We start from the raw sequence: 18,992 nt of genomic DNA on the forward strand, positions 1-18,992 counted from the left end.
GCTTCATCTTTTTTGATTGGCTGGAAGATTCTCAATACATGACAAAAAGAGATCTTTAGCAGCTCTCTGCTCCAGTATTTAGTAAGATGAGTGATTTGAGATACATAGCAAAAAGGCTTCCAGAAGTTTTTCACTTCTAGAAGCCTTTTTTATTCGTTAGAGTCTTTTTTCCCAGACTCTTTTGTTTGCTTACTTGCTTGGGTGGCTTGGGACGGAAATCTTGCCAGCCAGAATTTGGCTGCGGGCAGTTTGTGCCTGCTTCCAAATTGAGTCAGCCACGTAGCCCCGGGTCAAGTAGACCCCGTTGTGCTTCAAGCCGTAAACCAGCTGCTTGCCGCCTGGGAATTTGCCCTTGGCTGCCTTAGTGGCAATGTCCTTAACCGCTACGTTGACCCCAGTCATAACGCTGGTCAAGCAGAGGTTTGACTTCTTGCCATCCTTGGACTTGTACTTGCCCAGGTTTGATTGGTCAGAGTCAACCCCGATGACCCAGACCTTCTTGCTGGAGTTAGCAGGCAGTTCTTCGTTGACTGACTTGGCTTCACTGAACAAGCCTTGGCCGGCTGAACCGGAAGCGTGGAAGATCACGTCCGCCTTCTTGGCAAACATGGCCTTGGCAATTGACTTTTCCTTGTCAGCGGCTGTAAATGAGCCGACGTATTGGTTCAAAATCGTGACCTTCTTGCCCATCTTCTTGGCCGTGTCTTGGACACCCTTGGTGAAACCAGCATCAAACAAGTCGACAATGTCCCCATGAACCCCGCCGATAAAGCCAACCACGTTGGTCTTGGTGGTCCGGGCCGCAACTACCCCGGCCATGTAGGAAGCATCTTGAGACTTGAAGTTGGCGGAAGCCACGTTCTTTTGCCCCTTGATCACGTCGTCAATGATAACGAAGTTCTTGTCAGTGTGCTTCTTGGCCGCTGAAGCAATTGCCCCCTTAAGTGAGTAGCCAACGCCAAAAATCGTCTTGTAGCCAGCTGAAACTGCCTGGTTGATGTTTGGCGTGAAGTCAGAAGCTGAACCGGAAGCAAAGTATTGGTAACCGTTGGTCCCCCGCTTTAAGCCCTGGGACTTGCCGTAAGCTACCATCCCTTCCCAGCCGGACTGGTTGAAGGAGTGGTCGTCAACCCCGGCGATGTCAGTGATCAAGGCCACGCTGGCTGAGCTCTTCTTGTTGGAGCCGCCGCCATTTTGCTTGGCCCCTGAGCAGGCAGTCAGGGCAATCCCTGCTGCTAAAACAGTACCAGTAGCCAGAACTTGCTTGAATTTGATTTTCTTCACGATAAAATCCCCCTTAAATTTAACACGATTACGATCTTATCAATATTTGGTAGTCGTGTCAAAAGGACACCCACAAGATAAAGTGTTGATTTGACGGGATTCTCTTTTTTGCCAAAAAGCCCTCAAGATATATGGCTCTAAGCGGGAAGGGCATACTAGAAAAAATAAAAAATTACCCGGATTTTTCCAGGTAATTTTTAAAAAGTTAAAAGACATTTAGTAGTTTGCAAATTGCCAAGGCGATGTAGCCGGCCACGATCAGGGCCATCACGGTGAAGTGGCGGAGGCGGTTCATGACGAACATGCCGGCGAATTCCCGCAAAACCGCGTTGGGCAGGTAGTAAGGGCGGGTGTAAGAACCGATCCCGTTGGCATCCAGCCCTGCCTTTTTAGCGTAGATGGCTGACCGGAAGACATGGTAGTTGCTGGTAAAGAAGCAGGCCTTGAAGTTGTCATTGCCATAGTCGTTGTAGGCCACGATCTGGGAAAATTCCATGTTCTGCTCGGTATTTCTGGACTGGTCTTCCAGCAGGATCAGTTCCTTCGGGACCCCCCGCTTGATGGCATAAGCGGCCATGGCTGCTGCTTCAGAAATTTTCTCATTTGGACCCTGGCCCCCGGACATGATGAACTTGGGCAAGGGCTGGCCCTTTTCCTGCTGGTGGTAGGCAAACTGGATGGCCCGGTTGATTCTGGCCGCCTGGATGTTGGAAATCTGGTCCCCATGGATCAGGCCCGCTCCCAAAACGATCAGGTAGTTCTGCGGGTAGCGGCGGGGAACGATCTGGTAGAGCAGGAGGTTGACCAGGAAGTTGTACATGACGGCTGCCAGGTAGACCGCGACCGTTGGGAAAATGTCCAGGATGAGGCGCAGGCCGGTCGGCGTGCTGCGGGCGAAGTGGCCGATGAAAATGAAGACCCAGAGGCCCAGCATGGCCCCGGCCAGGATCAAGGTCAGGAGGTTGGGCAGGGTATGGCTTTCATGCTTCAAGACCACATAGGAGTTCCATAAAAGCAGGATCCAGGAGAAGGAGACGATGACGGCCACGGTTACTGCCAAGATCGCTAAAACCCAGAGGTAGACCTTGCGGAAGCTGGGCAGGTTGGTGGCATAGACCAAGAAGGTGAACCAGGCCCCCAGCGAAGCGATGAAAAAGGTGAAAAAGACCCCGTTGATCAAGCGGCGCGGGTCGCTCAGCCAGGAAAAAATAAAGGTTACCGCGGCAATCGCCACTAAAATGGTAAAGTAGCTGAAAGCCCGGTTCTGGCTGAATAGAAATAGCAGTGTGTTTAATCCGGATGGCATTTTTTAGGTCCTCGTCCATATCGTTTAGAAAATTGGTCAAACTTTATTATAATAGAGGATAAGAATTTTTTTGAGACAACAAGGTGACAAACGTGAAAAAAATTGGGCATTATCTCTTTTACCTGATCGAAATCGCAATCGTGTTCGCGCTGTACACGACCCTGCAGGAGTTTTACTTCTACCCGGACATCTTTGGCTTCGGGTCGGCTGAGGCCTTCATCCTGGCCCTCTCGACTGTCCTGGTCTTCTGGTTCAGCTTCTGGCTCTATAAGGGGCAGCTGGATGATGACAATGACTGGGGCTTCAGCCAGGACTTCCACTGGGACTGGCGGAAGCTGGCCACCGCAGTCGGGGGCTTCTTCTTGATGCAGCTGCTCTACATCCTCTTGATGAATCTGATCGGCGGCGGGGTCTCAGTCAACCAGCAGAACCTGGATGACCTCCAGCAGACGGCGGGCCCGACCTACAATATCATGGTGGTCTTAGTTGCCCCGGTTATGGAGGAAATCATCTTCAGAGGGATGTTCTTCAACCTCCTCTTTAACCATGCCGGCAAGGTCGCCAAGTGGGCGGGGATCCTGGTTTCCGGTTTCTTCTTTGCCTTTGCCCACAATCCCTTCTGGTCACCATATCTCCTGGTTTACTGGATGATGGGGGCAGTCCTGGCCTGGGTCTACATGACCACCAAGGACCTGCGCTATTCCATGGCCACCCACATCATGTGGAACATGCTCAGCATTTTAGGCTAGGCCAAAAGGAAAAACAACAATACAACAAAAAGAGAAAAAGAGAAATCTGTTTGGAGATACGAAAAGCAGCGAAGCTTGGCTTCGCTGCTTTTTAGTTTTGCGCTTCGTCTTTTCTGATGTAGTGGTTGAGCATGATTGGTGAGAGAACTGTCGTCAAGATGATGACCAGAATCAAGCTGGAGTAAATGTCCTTTGGGAAAAGGTGGTGGGCAATCCCGATCTGGGCCACGATCAAGGCCACTTCCCCCCGGGAAACCATCCCGGCCCCGACAATGCTGCCTTCCAGCGGCTTAAGGCCGAAGATTTCAGATGAGTACTTACCGGCCCAGTACTTAGACAGAACGCCCAGGATGGTCATGACCACGATGAAGAGGAAGTCCTGGCTGATGGAGGCAAAAGTCATCGACAGGCCGATGTTGACGAAGAAGGTTGGAATGAAGACTGAGTAGCCGATCGCGGAGACTGAGGAATTGACTTCCGCTTCCTGCTTGGTCTGCCGGATGGCCAGGCCGCCGAAGAAGGCCCCGACCACGGCGCTCAAGCCGACTAATTCAGCAATGTAGGCCATGCCCAAAGACAGGATCAAAGAGGCGATGACCACAGAGTAGCTGACATTGATTTTTTCCGCCAGCTGCATGAACTTCGGCGCGATGAACTTGTAAACCAGCCAGACGAAGACGAAGTAGAGGGCTTCAAAGAGCAGGTTCAGGAAGAAGTTGTTGGTCAGGCCTGACTTGCCGCCTTCATGGCTGAAGGTGGTGAAGAGGCTGAGGACGATCACCGCCAAAATGTCATCGACCACCGCTGCCCCCAAAATCGCCGTCCCGGCCTTGGTCTGCAGCTTCCCGGTCGCCCGCAGGACTTCCACGGAAATGGAGACGCTGGTGGCCGCGAAGACGATCCCGATAAAGAGGGCTTCCAGGAACTGCATCCCGAAGAGCAGGGAGGCCCCGCCGATAAAGAGGATAGGGAGGATAACCCCGACCGTGGCCACCGTGAAGCTGATCTTAAAGTACTTCTTCAGCAAGTCCAGGTCACTTTCCATCCCGGCTAAAAACATCAGCATGATAACCCCGATGTCGGAGAAGAGAGTTATCGTTTCGTTAGGGTGGATCCAGCCCAAAAGAGCCGGTCCCAGCAGGATCCCCGATAAGAGCTGGCCAATGACCGGGGGCCAGTTGAAGCGGGCAAAGACTTGCCCCAGCAGGGTCGTCATCAGCAAGACCAGTATCAGTTGTCCAATAAATTCCATATTGACCTCCGTTTCAAAAAGGGCTGGAAAACAAAAAACTCCCAAGAAAAAGCTTCTTGACCCAAAGAAGCAAATTCTTGAAAGTTTTGAAACTCCAACCTCTGAAAAATGTTATGTTAACTAATAATACTTTAGCAAGAAATTGGAGAAAAGACAAATTTTATAAACCCGTTTGTTTTGGATTCTTCGGTTCGGTCTTAGCCAAAAGGGCCAGGCAGATGGTGATCATGTCGACCACTTCCTGCAAAACAGCGCCCCAGAAGGCCGGAATAAGACCAGTGAAGGCCACCAGTTCCAGAAGGATAACGACCACGATGGCAGTGATAACGTCGATTTCAGCTACCTTCATGGTGTGCTTGGCAATGGCCACGGCATCGTTGATCTTGCTCAAGTCGTTGACCATGATGACCGCGTCAGCACTTTCGCTGGCCGCGGTAGCCCCCTTGGCCCCCATGGCAATGCCGACGTCAGCAGCCGTCAAGCTTGGCGCGTCGTTGATCCCGTCCCCGGTCATGACGACTGGGCGGTTTTCAGGCGCCACGTTCTTGATGGCTTCAATCTTCTGGGCTGGCAAAAGGCTAGCCCGGACGTCATCGACGCCGGCCACGTCAGCAATAGCTTGGGCCACATCCTTGTTGTCCCCGGTCAGCATCATGATGTGCTTTGCGCCTTGCTTGCGCAGGCGGGCCAAAGTTTGCGGAGTTTCCGGCCGCAGCTGGTCCTTGAAGGTGATGCAGCCGGCGTACTTGCCGTCAACTGAAACGTAGACAGCAGTAGTCTTGGCCTTGTTTACGTTAGCGTCAGGCGCCACGTAGGAAAGCTTGCCGACCATAACGCTCTTGCCGTCAACGGTCCCGCTGACCCCGTTACCAGTTGATTCCTGCAGGTCGCTTACGGCTTGGATCAAGTTCTTGTCAGTCCCTTGAACCAGGGAGTTGGCGATGATGTGGCCGGATTGCTGCTCAAGGCTGGCCGCGTAGCTTTGGATGGTTTCCTTGTCAAAGCCGTTTTCCGGCAGAACGTCTTGGATGACCAATTGGTTCTGGGTCAAAGTACCAGTCTTGTCGAAGGCAAAAGTCTTGGCCTTGGCTAATTGTTCCAAGGTTGGACCGGACTTGACGATGATGTGGTGCTTGGACATGGAGCTCATCCCCGCTACCAGGGCAACTGGAGCGGCGATCAAGAGCGGACATGGGGAGGCCACGACCATGACTTCCGCGAAGCGGGTGAAGTCCCCGGTCGTTACCCAGGCAGCGATCCCGATAATCAATGAAATGATAGTAAATGGCACGGCATAGCGGTCCGCCATCTTGACGAACTTGGCCGGCTGGGCAGCAGAAGACTTAACCAGTTCAACGATGGACTGGTATTCAGAGTCCTTGGCCAGCTTCTTGACTTCCATGGTTACGGCGGTTTCCCCGTTAAGGGAACCGGACATCAAGTCGTCGCCGACCGTCTTGTCCACCGGAACTGATTCCCCGGTCAGAGATGACTGGTCAAAGGCAGAGCTGCCTTCAATGATGGTCCCGTCGACTGGCACCTGCTGACCTGGCTTGATCAAGACCTGGTCGCCGATCTGCAGGTCGTCAACCTTGACTTCAACTACCTTGCCGTCAACCAGCTTGCCGGCTACCCGCGGGTTCTTGTCCAAAAGGGCCCGCAGTTCCCGGTTGGCCTGGCCGGTCGCGTAGTCTTCCAGGCTTTCGCCACCAGTAGACATGACCAGGATCATCCATTCAGCCCAGTAGTCCCGGGTAATCATCATGGAGATGACTGCGATCAGGGCCAGGACGTCGATGCCCCAGTGCCCTTCTTTCAAGTCCCCAAACATTTCCTTGGCTAAGGAGATGCTGACGTAGGCACCGGCAATGTCGAACAAGACCTCCGCGATTCCCGGAATGTGCAGGACATTGTCAGTGATCAGCCCAATCGCCCCGAGAACCAGGACGACAATGAATTTCCATTGGCGTTTCATGATTATTCCTCCTAATAGTAAAAATAAGGAGTGTGGACACACACTTTTTTATCTAAAAAGACAATATATCTTATTAGATATATTTTAGCACAAATTGGATTTCTTACACTGAAAATGCTTATGATTGTATTGTTAATTCCCGGCTTCTAATTTAAGGATCTGCTTCTTGTCAACTGTGACATAGTGGTCGTCAAAAGTGTGGGCCAGGTAGTTGAAGGCCTTGAACCATTCTCGCCTGGTGATCATCCCTTGAAAGACCCCCTGGTCGTCGACGACGGGGAGGAAGTTGTTGTCAACGAGCAGGTGGAGCTGGGTCTCGATGTCTTTTTCCGTAAAGTTGATGGAAACGAAGTCAGTCTCCATGACATCCTTGACCTTATACTTGTTCAAAGGCTTAACGGAAATGCCATCCAGGTCCAGCATCTTGTCGGTGATCATGGCCAGGCTTAAGAGGCCAGTGATCTGGCCCTTCTTGTTCAAGACGGGAATCTTGGCGTACTTGACTTTGGTTAAGATCAAGAAGGCATGGTAAAGGGGATTGTCTTCTTCAACGATGGCAATCTTGCTGGCCGGAATCAAAAAGGAGCCGGACTTTTCCGCGAGAACGCGTTGAATAGCTGCTGAAATCATCAACCTAATTCCTTATATTTTTTCTATGCTAATTTTTGTTTTGACATAATTTAAGTATAAAACTATTTGGGAAAAAGAAAAGAAAAAAGAAAAGGCCTGCTCGCGCAGGCCTAATTGGTTTTCATCTACTTTGGAGGAGTAAGAATGAATGAAATAAAAAAGTGGGAGTATTTGTAACGAGTTCTACCAGCTCGTTACATTGTTTATCATACAGGGTAATTCTCAATAAAGGGTTTGGAATTCCTTAACAAAGAGTAAAGAATTGTTTGCGGATCTATAAAGACCGAAAAAGGTCCCTTCAGGCAACAAAAAAGCTCACGCAACGCACGTGAGCCGAAAGGGATAGATATGAATCGACTATGGAGTCAGTCGATATTTTTCATTTACTTTGGAGGAGTATGAATGAAAAACAAAAAGTTGAGTGTAGTAACAAGCTCTCGCTTGCTACAATCATTATATTATACTGGAAATGTGAACAAACTATGATATTTAGCGAAAAAGTTCAAAAAAAGCCGAAAAAATTGCTTCGCCCCTGGCCAGGCTTGTTAAGATAGAGGGGAATTTTCTTTTTTAGGGGAAAAATTTTAGAAAAAAGGCCGGAAGGAGGGCCAATGGGCAAAAAAGACAGAAAAAGCGGAAAGAAACTAGTCAGCCGGAAGAAGCACCATTTTCACCGGAAGCTGCGTCTGCTGATTTTTAACCTGATCCTGCTGGCAGGCCTGGCAGCCTGGGGCTATTACTGGGCCTATCCGGCTTACAGGCAGTGGCAGATGAAGCAGGCCATGCTGGCGGCCCGGCCCAAGCTGACCAAGGCCAAGGACGGGACCAGCACCAGTCCGGCCTGGCACAAGCTGGCGGCCTACCGGAAGGCGATCCGGGACAATTACAGTTTCGTCTACCAGGCCGCCTACCAGACCCCGAAAAGGACGACGGTGGGCCAGGACGTGGTCATCCCGGGCCTCATCTCAACGTGGAGCTATGACTACCAGGCGAAAAAGATCACTTCAGCCAGCGCCATGACCCCCCAGGGGATCGCCGTGGCCTACAATTATCTTTTGATCACGGCCTATGACGGCCAGCACCGGCATGCTTCGGTCATTTATGTTTTAGACAAAAAGACGGGGAAATTTTTGAAAACGGTCCGCTTGCCCGGCCGGCAGCACCTGGGCGGGATTGCTTACGACCCTAAGGGGATGCAGATCTGGCTGACCGGGTCAAAGGACGGGCAGTCAGCCTTGATGTCCTTCTCCTTGGCCAAATTGATCGAATACGTGGCCAGCGCCAAGACCAGTGACCAGATAGTCTATGACCATGAGATTCCAATCAACTCAATCGCCAAGGCCTCAGCTCTGACTTATTATGATGACCAGCTCTTTGTCGGCTACTTCAATGAAAATGGCCATGGCAAGGTCGCCAGCTACAAGCTGGCCCGGTCCGGCCAGTACAAAAACACCATCACCACCAGTGAGATTTCCAGCATCAATGAGTCCGTTTCCTGGTCTGACCCGGACGGGACGACCAGTATGAACAAGCAGATCCAGGGCCTGGCCATCTACGGGGATAAAATCTTCCTCAGCCAGTCATATGGCAGCCAGGATTCCAAGCTCTACATCTTCCCGATCACGGCCGTGAACAACCTCGACGAGTCAAATGCCGAGCAGGTGGTCAGGATGCCGCCTTACTTAGAGCAGATCACAGTCTATAAGGGCCAGCTGCTCTGCCTCTTTGAATCGGCCTCCAGCCAGTATGCCCGCCAGGATATCACGGTCATGGACCGGACCCTGTCGGTCAATATTAACGCCCTGCTGGACAATAACTGATAAATAGCGAACATCAAATAAAGGAGATAATAAAAAATGGATAGCCAACTTGCTAAGAAAATCATCATCGACGTGCAGATTTCCGGCTGGTCCTGCCTGATCCCGGCCAGCGGCCTGCTCTACCTCTACCAGGTCACTCATTACGCCAGCTTCTTGTGGGGCCTGGTTCTGGTCGTTTTGTACGCGGCCTACGTGCTGGCGACTGCCAAGCTGGATAAGTGGCATTCCCCAAGCTACGTTTTGCGGATGAGCTTGATCGCCATGTTCTTCGTCGGCTTCCTGCCTTCAATTCCGCTTTTGTTCTGCTACAGCCAGGAGCGTAAGGCCGGGTTGAAGTAGCTTTTTACAAAAATATAAAGTGAAAGACTGGTTTTTTGTGTTTTTTAATACGTTAAGAAATGGTAAAATGTCAGAAGACTGTGAACGAAATATGAATTATGTGTTACAGTTGACTGTAATCAAAAAGTAAGTTGTGTTGTTTCATTCTGTTGGGATAGCAGACTCTGGTGAAAAGAAGAGGAGATGAGCTTAATGGAAAACAAGACACCAGTCAGCCGGGGGAAGGTCATCCGGTCTTTTATCCTGCGAACCCTGCTTTACAGCCTCATTTTATTAGGCTTGATTTATTTGTATGAATATTGTGGCTTGGGTTCAACTGGCTTTATTTACAATGAATTTTAGGAGAGTTGAGTGGAAATGAGAAATATTGTCAAGACGATCGATGAGATCGCGCAAAGAGAACCAGACCGGGTTGTTTACGACTACCTGGGGCAAAAGAATACCTACGCTGACTTGATCAAGCGGGCTAACAGCTGGGCAGCCTTGTTAAAGGAAAAGGCACCGGCCAAGGTACCCGTTATGATTTGGGGCGGGCAGACTTTTGACATGCTGGCTTGCTTCTTAGGTTGTGTAAAGAGCGGGCACTGCTACGTGCCAATCGCCGACTATTCTAACGCTGAAAGAATCGACCTGGTCAGAGAAGTTTCTGCTTCCCCGGTCTTGATTGCTATCAGCGACTTGCCGGAAGTCGACCTGGGCGACTTGACCCTGCTTACGCCGGATGACGTTCCAGAAGAGGGGACAGCGGATGAGGCAGACTACGTCAAGGGCGACGAAAACTTCTACATCATTTGTACTTCCGGGACGACCGGTAAGCCTAAGGGAGTCCAGATCAGCCACGACAACCTGGTCAGCTTCGTTGACTGGGAACTGAAGGACTTTGACCTGCCGGACCACCCGCGTTTCTTGGCCCAGGCTCCTTACTCATTTGACCTGTCAGTCATGAGCATCTACCCGGCCCTGTTGAGCGGCGGGGAACTGGTTGTTTTGCCCCACGAAGTGACGGAAAACTTTGCCCAGCTCTTCAAGGCCCTGCCGGAAACCGACGTAAATGTCTGGGTGTCAACTCCGTCCTTTGCCCAAATGTGCTTCCTGGACCGGACTTTTGACTCAGGCCACCACGCCGGCCTCAGCCACTTCCTCTTCTGCGGGGAAGAACTGCCCCGCAAGGAAGTTGAAATGCTCAAGAAGCGCTTCCCGGACAGCCGGATTTTTAATACCTACGGGCCAACTGAAGCGACCGTGGCAGTCACGCAAGTGGAGATCACCCCGGAAATTCTGGAAAAATATGACCGCCTGCCAATTGGCTATGTCAAGGAAGATACGGAAATCACCATTGACTTCAGCCAGGGCGACGACGGCAAGAGCGGGGAAATGATCATCGCCGGCCCGTCAGTTTCCAAGGCCTACATCAACAACCCGGAAAAGACCGAAGAAGCCTTTTACCAGGAAGACGGTGTTCAGCACTACCGGACCGGGGACGTGGGCTACTTTGACGGGGACCTGCTCTTCTACAAGGGCCGGATCGGTTTCCAGATCAAGTTCAACGGCTACCGGATCGAACTGGAAGAAATCAACTTCTACATGAACCAGAATCCGCTGGTCCGCCACGCGGTTGCTGCCCCGATCTACAAGCCTGACCACACGATCAAGCAATTGGTAGCCGTGGTTGAGTTAAACGACGGGGTCAGCCGTAAGTTCGCTGAAGGGGCCATTACCAAGCAGATCAGAGACGGCTTGACCAAGGACGTGATGCCGTACATGATCCCGCAGCGCTACCTTTACCAAGACGCCCTGCCGATCTCCCAGAACGGGAAGGTCGACATCAAGGCGGTCATCAAGGAGGTTAACCAGGAGTGATAAATCTGCAACCATATGAAAACCCGCAGTACTTTGTCTACCTGTTGATCGCGCTTTTGCCTTTGATCATCGGCCTTTACTTCGGCAAGCGCTACAAGTGGTACGAAGCCCTGGTCTCCCTGGCTTTCATCTTCCTCATCTTCGACGCGGACAAGTGGCAGCAGGGGGTAACCTTGATCTGCTATATCGTCTACCAGTTCCTGGTGACCTTTGCCTACCAGCACTACCGGAAGAAGACGGGGAAGGCCAATAAGACCTGGGTCTTCTGCCTGGCCGTGATCCTGGCCATCCTGCCTTTGGTCGGGGTGAAGATCTGGCCGATCGTGCCCCACAAGCAGGGGATCGACTTTGGCTTCTTAGGGATTTCCTATTTGACCTTTAAGACGGTCCAGGTGGTCATGGAGCTGCGCGACGGGACGATCAAGCAGGTGGATCCGGTTATGTACGCCCGCTTCCTCTTGTTCTTCCCGACCATCTCCAGCGGCCCGATCGACCGCTACCGCCGCTTCGTCAAGGACTATGACAAGGCGCCGAGCCGGGAAGACTACATCAAGGATCTCTCTTACGCGGTCAGATACCTCTTCCAGGGCTTCTTGTACAAGTTCCTCCTGGGCTGGTTCTTCGGAACCTACTGCCTGCCATACCTTAAGCAGCAGGCCATCCTGGCCGGGCGGCTGTATCCTTTGCACCTGTCCTGGTGGCTCTTAGGGGTCATGTACTGCTACTCAATGTACCTGTTCTTTGACTTCGCGGGCTACTCCCTCTTCGCCGTGTCGATTTCCTACTTTATGGGCATCCACACGCCGATGAACTTCAACAAGCCTTTCGCGGCTCACAACATCAAGGAATTCTGGAACCGCTGGCACATGACTCTGTCCTTCTGGTTCAGAGACTTCATCTTTATGCGCTTCACCTTCTTCGCGATGAAGAAGCGCTTGATCAAGAACCGGAACCGGCTGTCGCAAGTGGCCTACCTGGTCAACTTCATGGTGATGGCGGTCTGGCACGGTTTGACCTGGTACTACATCGTCTACGGTCTTTACCACGCCCTGGCCATCATCATCAACGACATCTGGCTCCGCTTCAAGAAGAAGCACAAGCTGGTCAAGCACAACAAGTTCACCGAAGCGGTGGCAATTTTCGTGACCTTCAACGTGGTCTGCCTCAGCTTCCTGATCTTCTCAGGCTTCCTGAACAACCTGTGGTTCAACGTGCCGCTGGGCAAGTAATTTTTTAAAAAATCAACAGAAAACAAAAAAGAAAAAAGAAAAAGATCTAAAGAAATAGATTTAACAAGAAAGAGGAAAATCATGGATATTCAAAAGCAAATCGTTGACATTTTAGCTGAAGCAACTGGTGAAGACTTCTCAGACAACATGGACCAAGAACTCTACGAGAGCGGGATCATGGACTCCATGTCCACTGTGCAGATGCTCTTGACCCTGCAGGAAACCTTCGACATCACCGTTCCGGTTTCTGAATTCAACCGCGACGACTGGAACACCCCGAACAAGCTGGTTGAACAGGTGAAGAAACTGCAAGATGAAGAATAAGACAAAACTTTGGCTGATCTTTGGGCCAGTCATCTGCGCGGTGCTCTTGCTGATGGGGATCTTATCCCTGCCTTGGGAGCGGACCTTCTCAAAGGGCAGCCTTTTCCAGGCCGCCGCTTCGCAGACCACGACTGTCTTCAAGGGCAAGGCCATGCGGCAGAAGGCCTATAAGCAGGGCTACGTGCCTTTTTATGGGTCAAGTGAACTGTCGCGTTTTGACAACATGCACCCGACTGTCCTGGCTACCAAGTACCAGCGTTCCTACACGCCTTTCCTGCTTGGGGGAGCGGGCAGCCAGTCCCTGGCTCAGTACCTGGGGATGCAGGAGGCGCCAAGCAAGAAGGCCGTGGTGATTATTTCACCGCAATGGTTTACGGCAGAAGGGCAGAACCCGGACGCCTTTAGCCTCTATTACTCGCCTCTGCATGCCAGCGACTTTATTTTGAACGCCAAGGACACGGAAGCTGACCGCTACGCGGCCCGCCGCCTTTTGCAAATGCCAAGCGTGAAGAGTGAGCACGTGATCCACCATGCCCTGCTGGAAATCGCGGCCGGTGTGGGGATCTCCAAGAAGGAGCGCTACTACCTCCGCTGGCGGCGGCAGACCTACTCCACGGAAGACAAGTTCTTTACTTCCCTGCAGCTGCGCGACCGCCTGCCAAAGATTGAGCAGCAGGGGGCCAAGCTGCCGGATACTTACTCTTACGAGGGCTTGAAGAAGGCCTCAGAGAAGGAAGCCAAGAAGAATACCAAGGGCAACCGCTTTGGGATCCGGACTGGTTTTTACAAAAAGCGCTTGAATGCCAAACTGCTCAAGAAACTGAAGGGGAGCCAGAAGAAGTTCAACTATGTTGAATCTCCGGAATACTCGGACTTCGAGCTGCTCTTGAACCAGTTCGCCAAGGACAAGACCCAGGTCCTCTTCATTATTCCGCCAGTTAACGCTAAGTGGCAGAAGTATACTGGCTTGTCACAGAAGATGTATGACACGGCCACGACTAAGATCAAGCACCAGCTGATCAGCCAGGGCTTTGACAACATCTATGACCTGTCCAAGGACGGCAAGAAGAAGTACTTCATGGAAGACACCATCCACCTGGGCTGGAACGGCTGGCTGGCCGTTGACCAGGCTGTCAAGCCTTTTATGGCGCAGAAGTACACGGAGCCGGAATACGCGATTAACGACTACTACCTAACCAAGACTTGGCGGGAAAAGAAAAAACTGCCGACGGTGGCTTTGACGAATAAAGACGTCCTGGCAAAATTAAAAAAATAAGCTTTCGGGGCGAAAAGATTGTCCGAAAGCCAGTTTGAGTATATAATCTATCTTGTGTCAAATGCTTAGGCTGTTTTCTCCGGTAGCGAAAACAGCCCTTAATATGTGGTTTGCTTTGGCACGCACTGTGTGAGCCTAATTCCAATGTTGGTGGAATTGGGCTTTTTTGTTTGCTATTCAAGCCAGTCGTAGCTGCTGAAGAACTGTTCCAGCTGGTAGTCGCTGCCGTCTTCGCTGTCCTTGAGCAGCTGGGCGATCCGCTTTTTGCCCAGTTTTTTGACCAGCAGGCCCTTGACGGCCTGGTTGATGATGGCGTCCTTGTCTGTCCCGCTTTGGTCTTGGTAGGCTTGAAGCAGGATGGCCAGGTCGTCATCCAGGTTGAATTTGACTTTAGTCATGTGGTCCACCTCCTCTTTTAGGGAAATTATAACATTCTTAAGCATTTTTCCGCCCTTAGGGGGAAGAAAATTGACCTGGATCAATTTTTGCCGAGAAAAAACTTGCTATACTTAAACTATCAAAAAATAAGTAAGTCCGATGGGGAGGTAACAATATGGTTAAAATGACTTTTAGTCCGGAAGCTGGAGAATTTTTGCAAAAGAAGCAGGGAAACAAGGCAGTCTTGCTCCTGGCTTTAAATGATGGGTCCAACAAGTACTCACTGCAAGGCGGGACTTGCACGATCGGGGCTAACTTCCAGTTCGTCGCCCTGGACCAGGCAGACGCGGACTACCAAATCAAGATCGACAACGCTTTGGGCTTGGACTTGTACACGGGCCAGGCGGAAATGGGCTTCTTGGATGACAGCTTGAGCGTTGGCGAACAGTACGGGATGCTGTCCTTGAGCGACGGCAGCGGCTTGATTGACAGCGCGGTCGGCGTCAACGTTTACGAGCCAAGCGAACTTACCGCTGAACAGATTCAAAACGGCGCCAGCTGCTAAGAACATGAAAAAACATGACTTCGGAATTTGCCGGGGTCATGTTTTTTGTTTTTGCTCGGATTAATTTTTTCTAGGCAGGTTGGTGTCGTTTTCGGCTTCCTTGATGGCAACTTCGTTGGCGCGGAGAATTTTAATCCGCTTCTCCAAAGTTTCCCTGGTGTAATCAATGACCAGTTTGGTGAAGGGCGCTTCGTTGCCGTTTTCCTGGTAGTCGCTTAAGGCCAGCATGTACTGCTCCCGGGATTTCGCGTCGGGCTGGATGTTGATTACCGGGTAGCCACTCTCTGTCAAAGCAAAGTTCATTAAAAGGCGGGCGGTCCGGCCGTTGCCATCTGAGAAGGGATGAATGCTGACAAATTTCCGGTGCAGGTCAGCTGCGTACTGGACGGGATGCTCTGCTTTTATCGCGGTTCGGGCCCAGTCGATTAATTCAGCCATGGCTGAATTAATTTCAAAAGGTGCTGTGTAGTGCAGATATTCTCTGCCTTTTGGCCATGCTTCTACTACCCGGTAGACACCAGCCATATTTTTGTTCTTGGCTGTTTCCAAAGTAGCTAGCCGGTTTAAATCTCTGACTACGGCCTGGGTTAGGGGCTCCTTTTGCGTAGCCAGGTCGATCATGTAGTCGTAGGCTTGGCTCAAATTTACGGCTTCAAGGGTTTCAGTCAAAGATTTGCCGTGGATGGTAATGCCGGCATTGATGATGGAGTCGGTCTCGTATCTGGTAAGCGTGCTGCCTTCAAGAGCGTTTGAGGTCCAGACGTGTTCCAAACGGATATCTTGGTTTAGCAGGTCAACTTGTTCTTTGCTCAAGGGCCGGTATTTGGCCATGTCATTTTTTAAAGCTGTCAGCTCGGCCAGTTCTTTAGGAAAAAGTTCGGTCATGCTTGTCCCCTTCTTTTTTACTGGAATTAAGTCATTCTACCATCATTTTAACCGAAATGCGGAGTCATGTTTTTTGTTTTGCTTGACAGAAGCTGGGAGGGGGATTAATATGACAACATGTCATATGACAAGTTGTCATATTTTTGTATAAGGAGACGGATAGATGACTGTTCTTGAATTAAAAGACGTCAAAAAGTACTACAAGATGCCGGGCGGGGGCCAGTACGAGGCCTTGCGCGGGGTCAATGCTAAATTTGCCGCCGGGGAAATGGTCGCCATCGTCGGGGAATCGGGGTCAGGCAAGTCGACCTTGATGAACACGATCGGGGGCCTGGACTCTGACTTTGAAGGAGCCATTTTATACGAAGGGAAGAACCTGCGCGATTTTTCCAAAAAGGAAATGGTCAACTACCATAAGAAATCAATCGGTTTTATTTTTCAAAACTTTAACTTGATCCCCCACCTGGACTTGATCGACAACGTGTCAATCGCCATGACCCTGTCCAACGCGGATGAAAAAACGCGCCGTGGCCGCGCGGAAGAGCTCTTGACCCAGGTGGGCCTGAAGGACCACATGCACAAGAAGCCCGATCAGTTGTCCGGCGGGCAGAAGCAGCGGGTGGCCATTGCCCGGGCTTTGGCCAATGATCCGGACGTGATCATCGCCGATGAACCAACCGGGGCCCTGGACGCGGACACGACTGACGTGATCTTGAACATGATCAGAGACATCGCGGCTTCGGGCAAGCTGGTCCTGATGGTTACCCACTCAGACAAGGTGGCCAGCCACTGCAGCCGGGTTCTGCGGATCGACCAGGGGCAGATCGTCAGCGACCAGGAGCAAAAGCCCCTGGACCACCACTTGGAACAGAGAACTGAAGTTAAGATCCAGCAGATGAACCTCTTTAAGGCGATCTCTTTGGCTTTTAAGAACATGAAGGCCAAGTTCGGCCGTAATGCCCTGGTTGCAACTGGGATGGGGATCGGGATTATGTCCGTGATTCTCATGCTCAGCCTGGGCAAGGGGGTTACCTCTTATGTCAGCGGGCAGATGAACACCTACTCCAACCCCCTGGTCGCGGAAATCCAGAAGACTTCCAGCCAGAAGATGCGCCAGCAGGGGATGCAGGCCCAGCAGACAGGGGACAAGGCAGCTTTGGCCAAGCAGCAGCAGAAAAACATGGCTTCCCTGTCCGGGACCAGCAGTGCTTCGGCTTTTAGCCAGAAGGACTTAAAGAAGCTGGAGAAGATCGCCCATGTCCAAAAGCTGCAGAAGGGCTACAGCGCGATTTCCCTGGGGACCAACCAGTTGAAATATGGCAAGAAGACGGCCAGCATGATCTACCTCAAGACGGTCAATGACGGGATCGCCAAGTCAGAGGTCAAGAAGGGCCGCCTGCCAAAGGCTGGCAAGGACGAGGTCATGATCGACAGCGGCAGCGCCGACAACTTGGGCAAGAAGATCTTAGGCAAGAAGGTTAAGGCAAGTTTGCAGATCGGGACCAAGACCATCACCAAGACGGTCAAGGTAGTCGGGGTCTATGAAGCTTCCGGCTCCGGCCAGGTCAGCACCCTGCTTTTGCCTTACAGTGACTTGGCCAAAATCTTTAAAGACAACGGCTTGACCTTGAAGGCAAACGTGGTCTACTTGACGGCAACGGACAAGCAGTACACTTCTTCTATCAAGCAGGCAGCCAAGGACAAGGGCTTTGCCGGCTCAATGCAGGAGCAGATGACGGAAATGTTTGACAGCATCCTGAGCGTTTTGACTTACGTTCTGACGGCTATCGCGGCAGTTTCCCTTTTGGTTTCAGCCATCATGATCCTGGTTGTCTTGAACATCTCGGTAGTCGAACGGACCCAGGAAATCGGGGTCATGAAGGCCCTGGGTGCCCGGCGCAAGGACATCCGGCGGATCTTCTCCAGCGAAGCCTTTTTGCTGGGCCTGGCTTCCGGGATTGTCGGTATTGCTTTGACCTGGCTTTTGGCCCAGGGGATCAACAGCTTCACTCAGTCAGCCTTTAAGGCGGCCGTGGTCAGCTTGACCCCGCAATACGCCTTGACTGGTTTGCTCATCAGCGTCATCATCAGCATGATCGCCGGGATCCTGCCAGCCAACCACGCTTCCAAGCTGGATCCAGTTGAAGCTTTGCGGAAGGAGTAAAAAATGCCCAGCCAGACTTTTTTCAACCTGCCTAAGGAAAAGCAGGACCGGATTATGGCGGCGGCCCGGGAAGAATTTTTTACCCACAGCTTCGATGAAGCTTCCATCAACCGCTTGATCAAGGCGGCGGGGATTCCCCGGGGGAGCTTTTACCAGTATTTTGCGGATAAGGAAGACGTCTACTTTTACCTGGGTGACCAGATCAGCCAGGGGATGATCGAAGGCGCCCGGAAAGAATTAGCTGCTTGCGGCTATGATCCTTTTGCCCTGGCCAGGAAGGTCCTGCCCCAGTGGCTGGATGAAGTCTTCTATGGGGGAAACGCGGCCTTCTTCTACCGGAAGATCGATATGCTGCACTCCCAGCAAGTGCCCCGGCCCAAGCAGGCAGAAGACCCGCTGGCCTGTCTGTCGGCTCAGGAAATTGCCGGTTTGACAGCTAAGGTTGCTTTGCGGGACCGGACTGACTTAAAATTTCTCCTGCACAGCCTGCTCTTGGCCTTCCTCAGCTGTATTAGTGAAGGGGCAGGAGACTATGAAGCCGGCCGGCCCGTCGACACGGCCAAGCTGGCCCAAGTCCTGGACCGCCGCTTGAGCTACCTGGAAAATGGCTTTAAGAAGAAAGCCGGTTAGAATAAGAGCAAGAACTAAGAAACCGTGGATTTAGCCCACGGTTTTTATTTTTTACCGGAGAAAAACATTTTTTTGAAAAAGTTTTCTGGTAAAAATGACCTAAAAGCGAACTAAAAAACAGCTTCAGCTGGATTAAGACAGATAAAATTAAACAAAAGGCAAAAGTAAGAAAAAACGAAAATGACAACTAAGCCGTGTGTTCACATAATAAACCGAATAAAATGACCAATTTGACGAAAGGATAAAAAGAAGGTAAAGTATTATTTGTCTTGAGCGAGCCAAGTGCTTAAAGCAAGATAAAAATAAATATCAAAAACTTGTTGACA

General features: G+C 51.3%; 18 protein-coding genes and 1 other annotated feature. Of the genes, 11 read left to right on the forward strand and 7 right to left on the reverse strand.

The features are described 5' to 3' along the window. Window positions 1-189: 189 nt before the first annotated feature. A complete protein-coding gene (locus ACLUXO_RS04940) occupies window positions 190-1,284 on the reverse strand; it encodes a BMP family lipoprotein (RefSeq protein ID WP_412136573.1) in 1,095 nt (364 codons plus the stop codon). Window positions 1,285-1,489: 205 nt separating this feature from the next. Then, window positions 1,490-2,590, reverse strand: a complete 1,101-nt coding sequence (locus ACLUXO_RS04945) for a YdcF family protein (RefSeq protein ID WP_412136574.1) — start codon at window positions 2,588-2,590, stop codon at window positions 1,490-1,492. Between the two features lie 92 nt (window positions 2,591-2,682). On the opposite strand from ACLUXO_RS04945, the gene ACLUXO_RS04950 reads away from it, so the two are divergent. Next, the gene (locus tag ACLUXO_RS04950; protein WP_412136575.1) at window positions 2,683-3,339 is read left to right on the forward strand and encodes a CPBP family intramembrane glutamic endopeptidase; all 657 of its coding nucleotides are present in this window, start codon (window positions 2,683-2,685) and stop codon (window positions 3,337-3,339) included. Between the two features lie 91 nt (window positions 3,340-3,430). Here the strand turns inward: ACLUXO_RS04950 and ACLUXO_RS04955 are convergent, their stop codons facing one another. From ACLUXO_RS04955 to cbpB, 3 genes are all read right to left on the reverse strand, one after another. After that, window positions 3,431-4,591, reverse strand: coding sequence for a cation:proton antiporter (locus ACLUXO_RS04955; protein WP_412136576.1), 1,161 nt, complete (start codon window positions 4,589-4,591; stop codon window positions 3,431-3,433). Between the two features lie 51 nt (window positions 4,592-4,642). Further along, window positions 4,643-4,691 (reverse strand) — a sequence feature (sodium ion sensor (DUF1646 type); this cis-regulatory element may regulate processes involved in with the transportation of sodium ions). A gap of 60 nt (window positions 4,692-4,751) precedes the next feature. Further along, the gene (locus ACLUXO_RS04960) at window positions 4,752-6,566 is read right to left on the reverse strand and encodes a heavy metal translocating P-type ATPase (protein WP_412136577.1); all 1,815 of its coding nucleotides are present in this window, start codon (window positions 6,564-6,566) and stop codon (window positions 4,752-4,754) included. 132 nt (window positions 6,567-6,698) lie between these two features. Next, entirely contained in the window at window positions 6,699-7,196 is a 498-nt protein-coding gene (gene cbpB / locus ACLUXO_RS04965; RefSeq protein WP_412136578.1) for a cyclic-di-AMP-binding protein CbpB, read from the reverse strand. A 611-nt stretch (window positions 7,197-7,807) separates the two neighbouring features. Here cbpB and ACLUXO_RS04970 point away from each other — a divergent pair. From ACLUXO_RS04970 to dltD, 7 genes are all read left to right on the forward strand, one after another. After that, window positions 7,808-9,016 carry a YncE family protein gene (locus tag ACLUXO_RS04970; RefSeq protein ID WP_412136579.1) on the forward strand — a complete coding sequence of 403 codons (1,209 nt, stop codon included), beginning with the start codon at window positions 7,808-7,810 and terminating at the stop codon, window positions 9,014-9,016. A 36-nt stretch (window positions 9,017-9,052) separates the two neighbouring features. Then, window positions 9,053-9,355 (forward strand): hypothetical protein, encoded by a 303-nt coding sequence (locus ACLUXO_RS04975; protein WP_412136580.1) that lies wholly within the window; start codon window positions 9,053-9,055, stop codon window positions 9,353-9,355. 192 nt (window positions 9,356-9,547) lie between these two features. Further along, a complete protein-coding gene (gene dltX / locus ACLUXO_RS04980; protein WP_002878364.1) occupies window positions 9,548-9,697 on the forward strand; it encodes a teichoic acid D-Ala incorporation-associated protein DltX in 150 nt (49 codons plus the stop codon). 15 nt (window positions 9,698-9,712) lie between these two features. Continuing rightward, a complete protein-coding gene (gene dltA, locus ACLUXO_RS04985) occupies window positions 9,713-11,215 on the forward strand; it encodes a D-alanine--poly(phosphoribitol) ligase subunit DltA (protein ID WP_412136590.1) in 1,503 nt (500 codons plus the stop codon). Further along, window positions 11,212-12,444, forward strand: coding sequence for a D-alanyl-lipoteichoic acid biosynthesis protein DltB (gene dltB, locus ACLUXO_RS04990; protein ID WP_412136581.1), 1,233 nt, complete (start codon window positions 11,212-11,214; stop codon window positions 12,442-12,444). Before dltA ends, dltB begins: the two co-directional genes overlap by 4 nt. Before the next feature lie 81 nt (window positions 12,445-12,525). Continuing rightward, window positions 12,526-12,768, forward strand: coding sequence for a D-alanine--poly(phosphoribitol) ligase subunit DltC (dltC, locus tag ACLUXO_RS04995; RefSeq protein ID WP_035162154.1), 243 nt, complete (start codon window positions 12,526-12,528; stop codon window positions 12,766-12,768). Continuing rightward, the gene (dltD, locus tag ACLUXO_RS05000) at window positions 12,758-14,044 is read left to right on the forward strand and encodes a D-alanyl-lipoteichoic acid biosynthesis protein DltD (RefSeq protein WP_412136582.1); all 1,287 of its coding nucleotides are present in this window, start codon (window positions 12,758-12,760) and stop codon (window positions 14,042-14,044) included. The genes dltC and dltD overlap by 11 nt, the downstream gene beginning before the upstream one ends. 173 nt (window positions 14,045-14,217) lie before the next feature. On the opposite strand, the gene ACLUXO_RS05005 is transcribed toward dltD, so the two are convergent. Continuing rightward, a complete protein-coding gene (locus ACLUXO_RS05005) occupies window positions 14,218-14,442 on the reverse strand; it encodes a hypothetical protein (protein ID WP_412136583.1) in 225 nt (74 codons plus the stop codon). 155 nt (window positions 14,443-14,597) lie between these two features. Here ACLUXO_RS05005 and ACLUXO_RS05010 point away from each other — a divergent pair, with 155 nt between their 5' ends. Continuing rightward, a complete protein-coding gene (locus tag ACLUXO_RS05010; protein WP_412136584.1) occupies window positions 14,598-14,987 on the forward strand; it encodes an iron-sulfur cluster biosynthesis family protein in 390 nt (129 codons plus the stop codon). Between the two features lie 60 nt (window positions 14,988-15,047). Here ACLUXO_RS05010 and ACLUXO_RS05015 read toward each other — a convergent pair whose 3' ends face one another. Further along, a complete protein-coding gene (locus ACLUXO_RS05015) occupies window positions 15,048-15,872 on the reverse strand; it encodes a Fic family protein (RefSeq protein WP_412136585.1) in 825 nt (274 codons plus the stop codon). Between the two features lie 163 nt (window positions 15,873-16,035). On the opposite strand from ACLUXO_RS05015, the gene ACLUXO_RS05020 reads away from it, so the two are divergent. Continuing rightward, window positions 16,036-18,036 (forward strand): ABC transporter ATP-binding protein/permease, encoded by a 2,001-nt coding sequence (locus ACLUXO_RS05020; RefSeq protein WP_412136586.1) that lies wholly within the window; start codon window positions 16,036-16,038, stop codon window positions 18,034-18,036. Between the two features lie 3 nt (window positions 18,037-18,039). Continuing rightward, window positions 18,040-18,666 (forward strand): TetR/AcrR family transcriptional regulator, encoded by a 627-nt coding sequence (locus ACLUXO_RS05025; protein ID WP_412136588.1) that lies wholly within the window; start codon window positions 18,040-18,042, stop codon window positions 18,664-18,666. The last annotated feature ends 326 nt before the right edge of the window (window positions 18,667-18,992 follow it).

It is taken from the genome of Lactobacillus delbrueckii subsp. bulgaricus (genome assembly GCF_046938665.1).
Classification (GTDB): Bacteria; Bacillota; Bacilli; order Lactobacillales; family Lactobacillaceae; genus Lactobacillus; species Lactobacillus delbrueckii_C.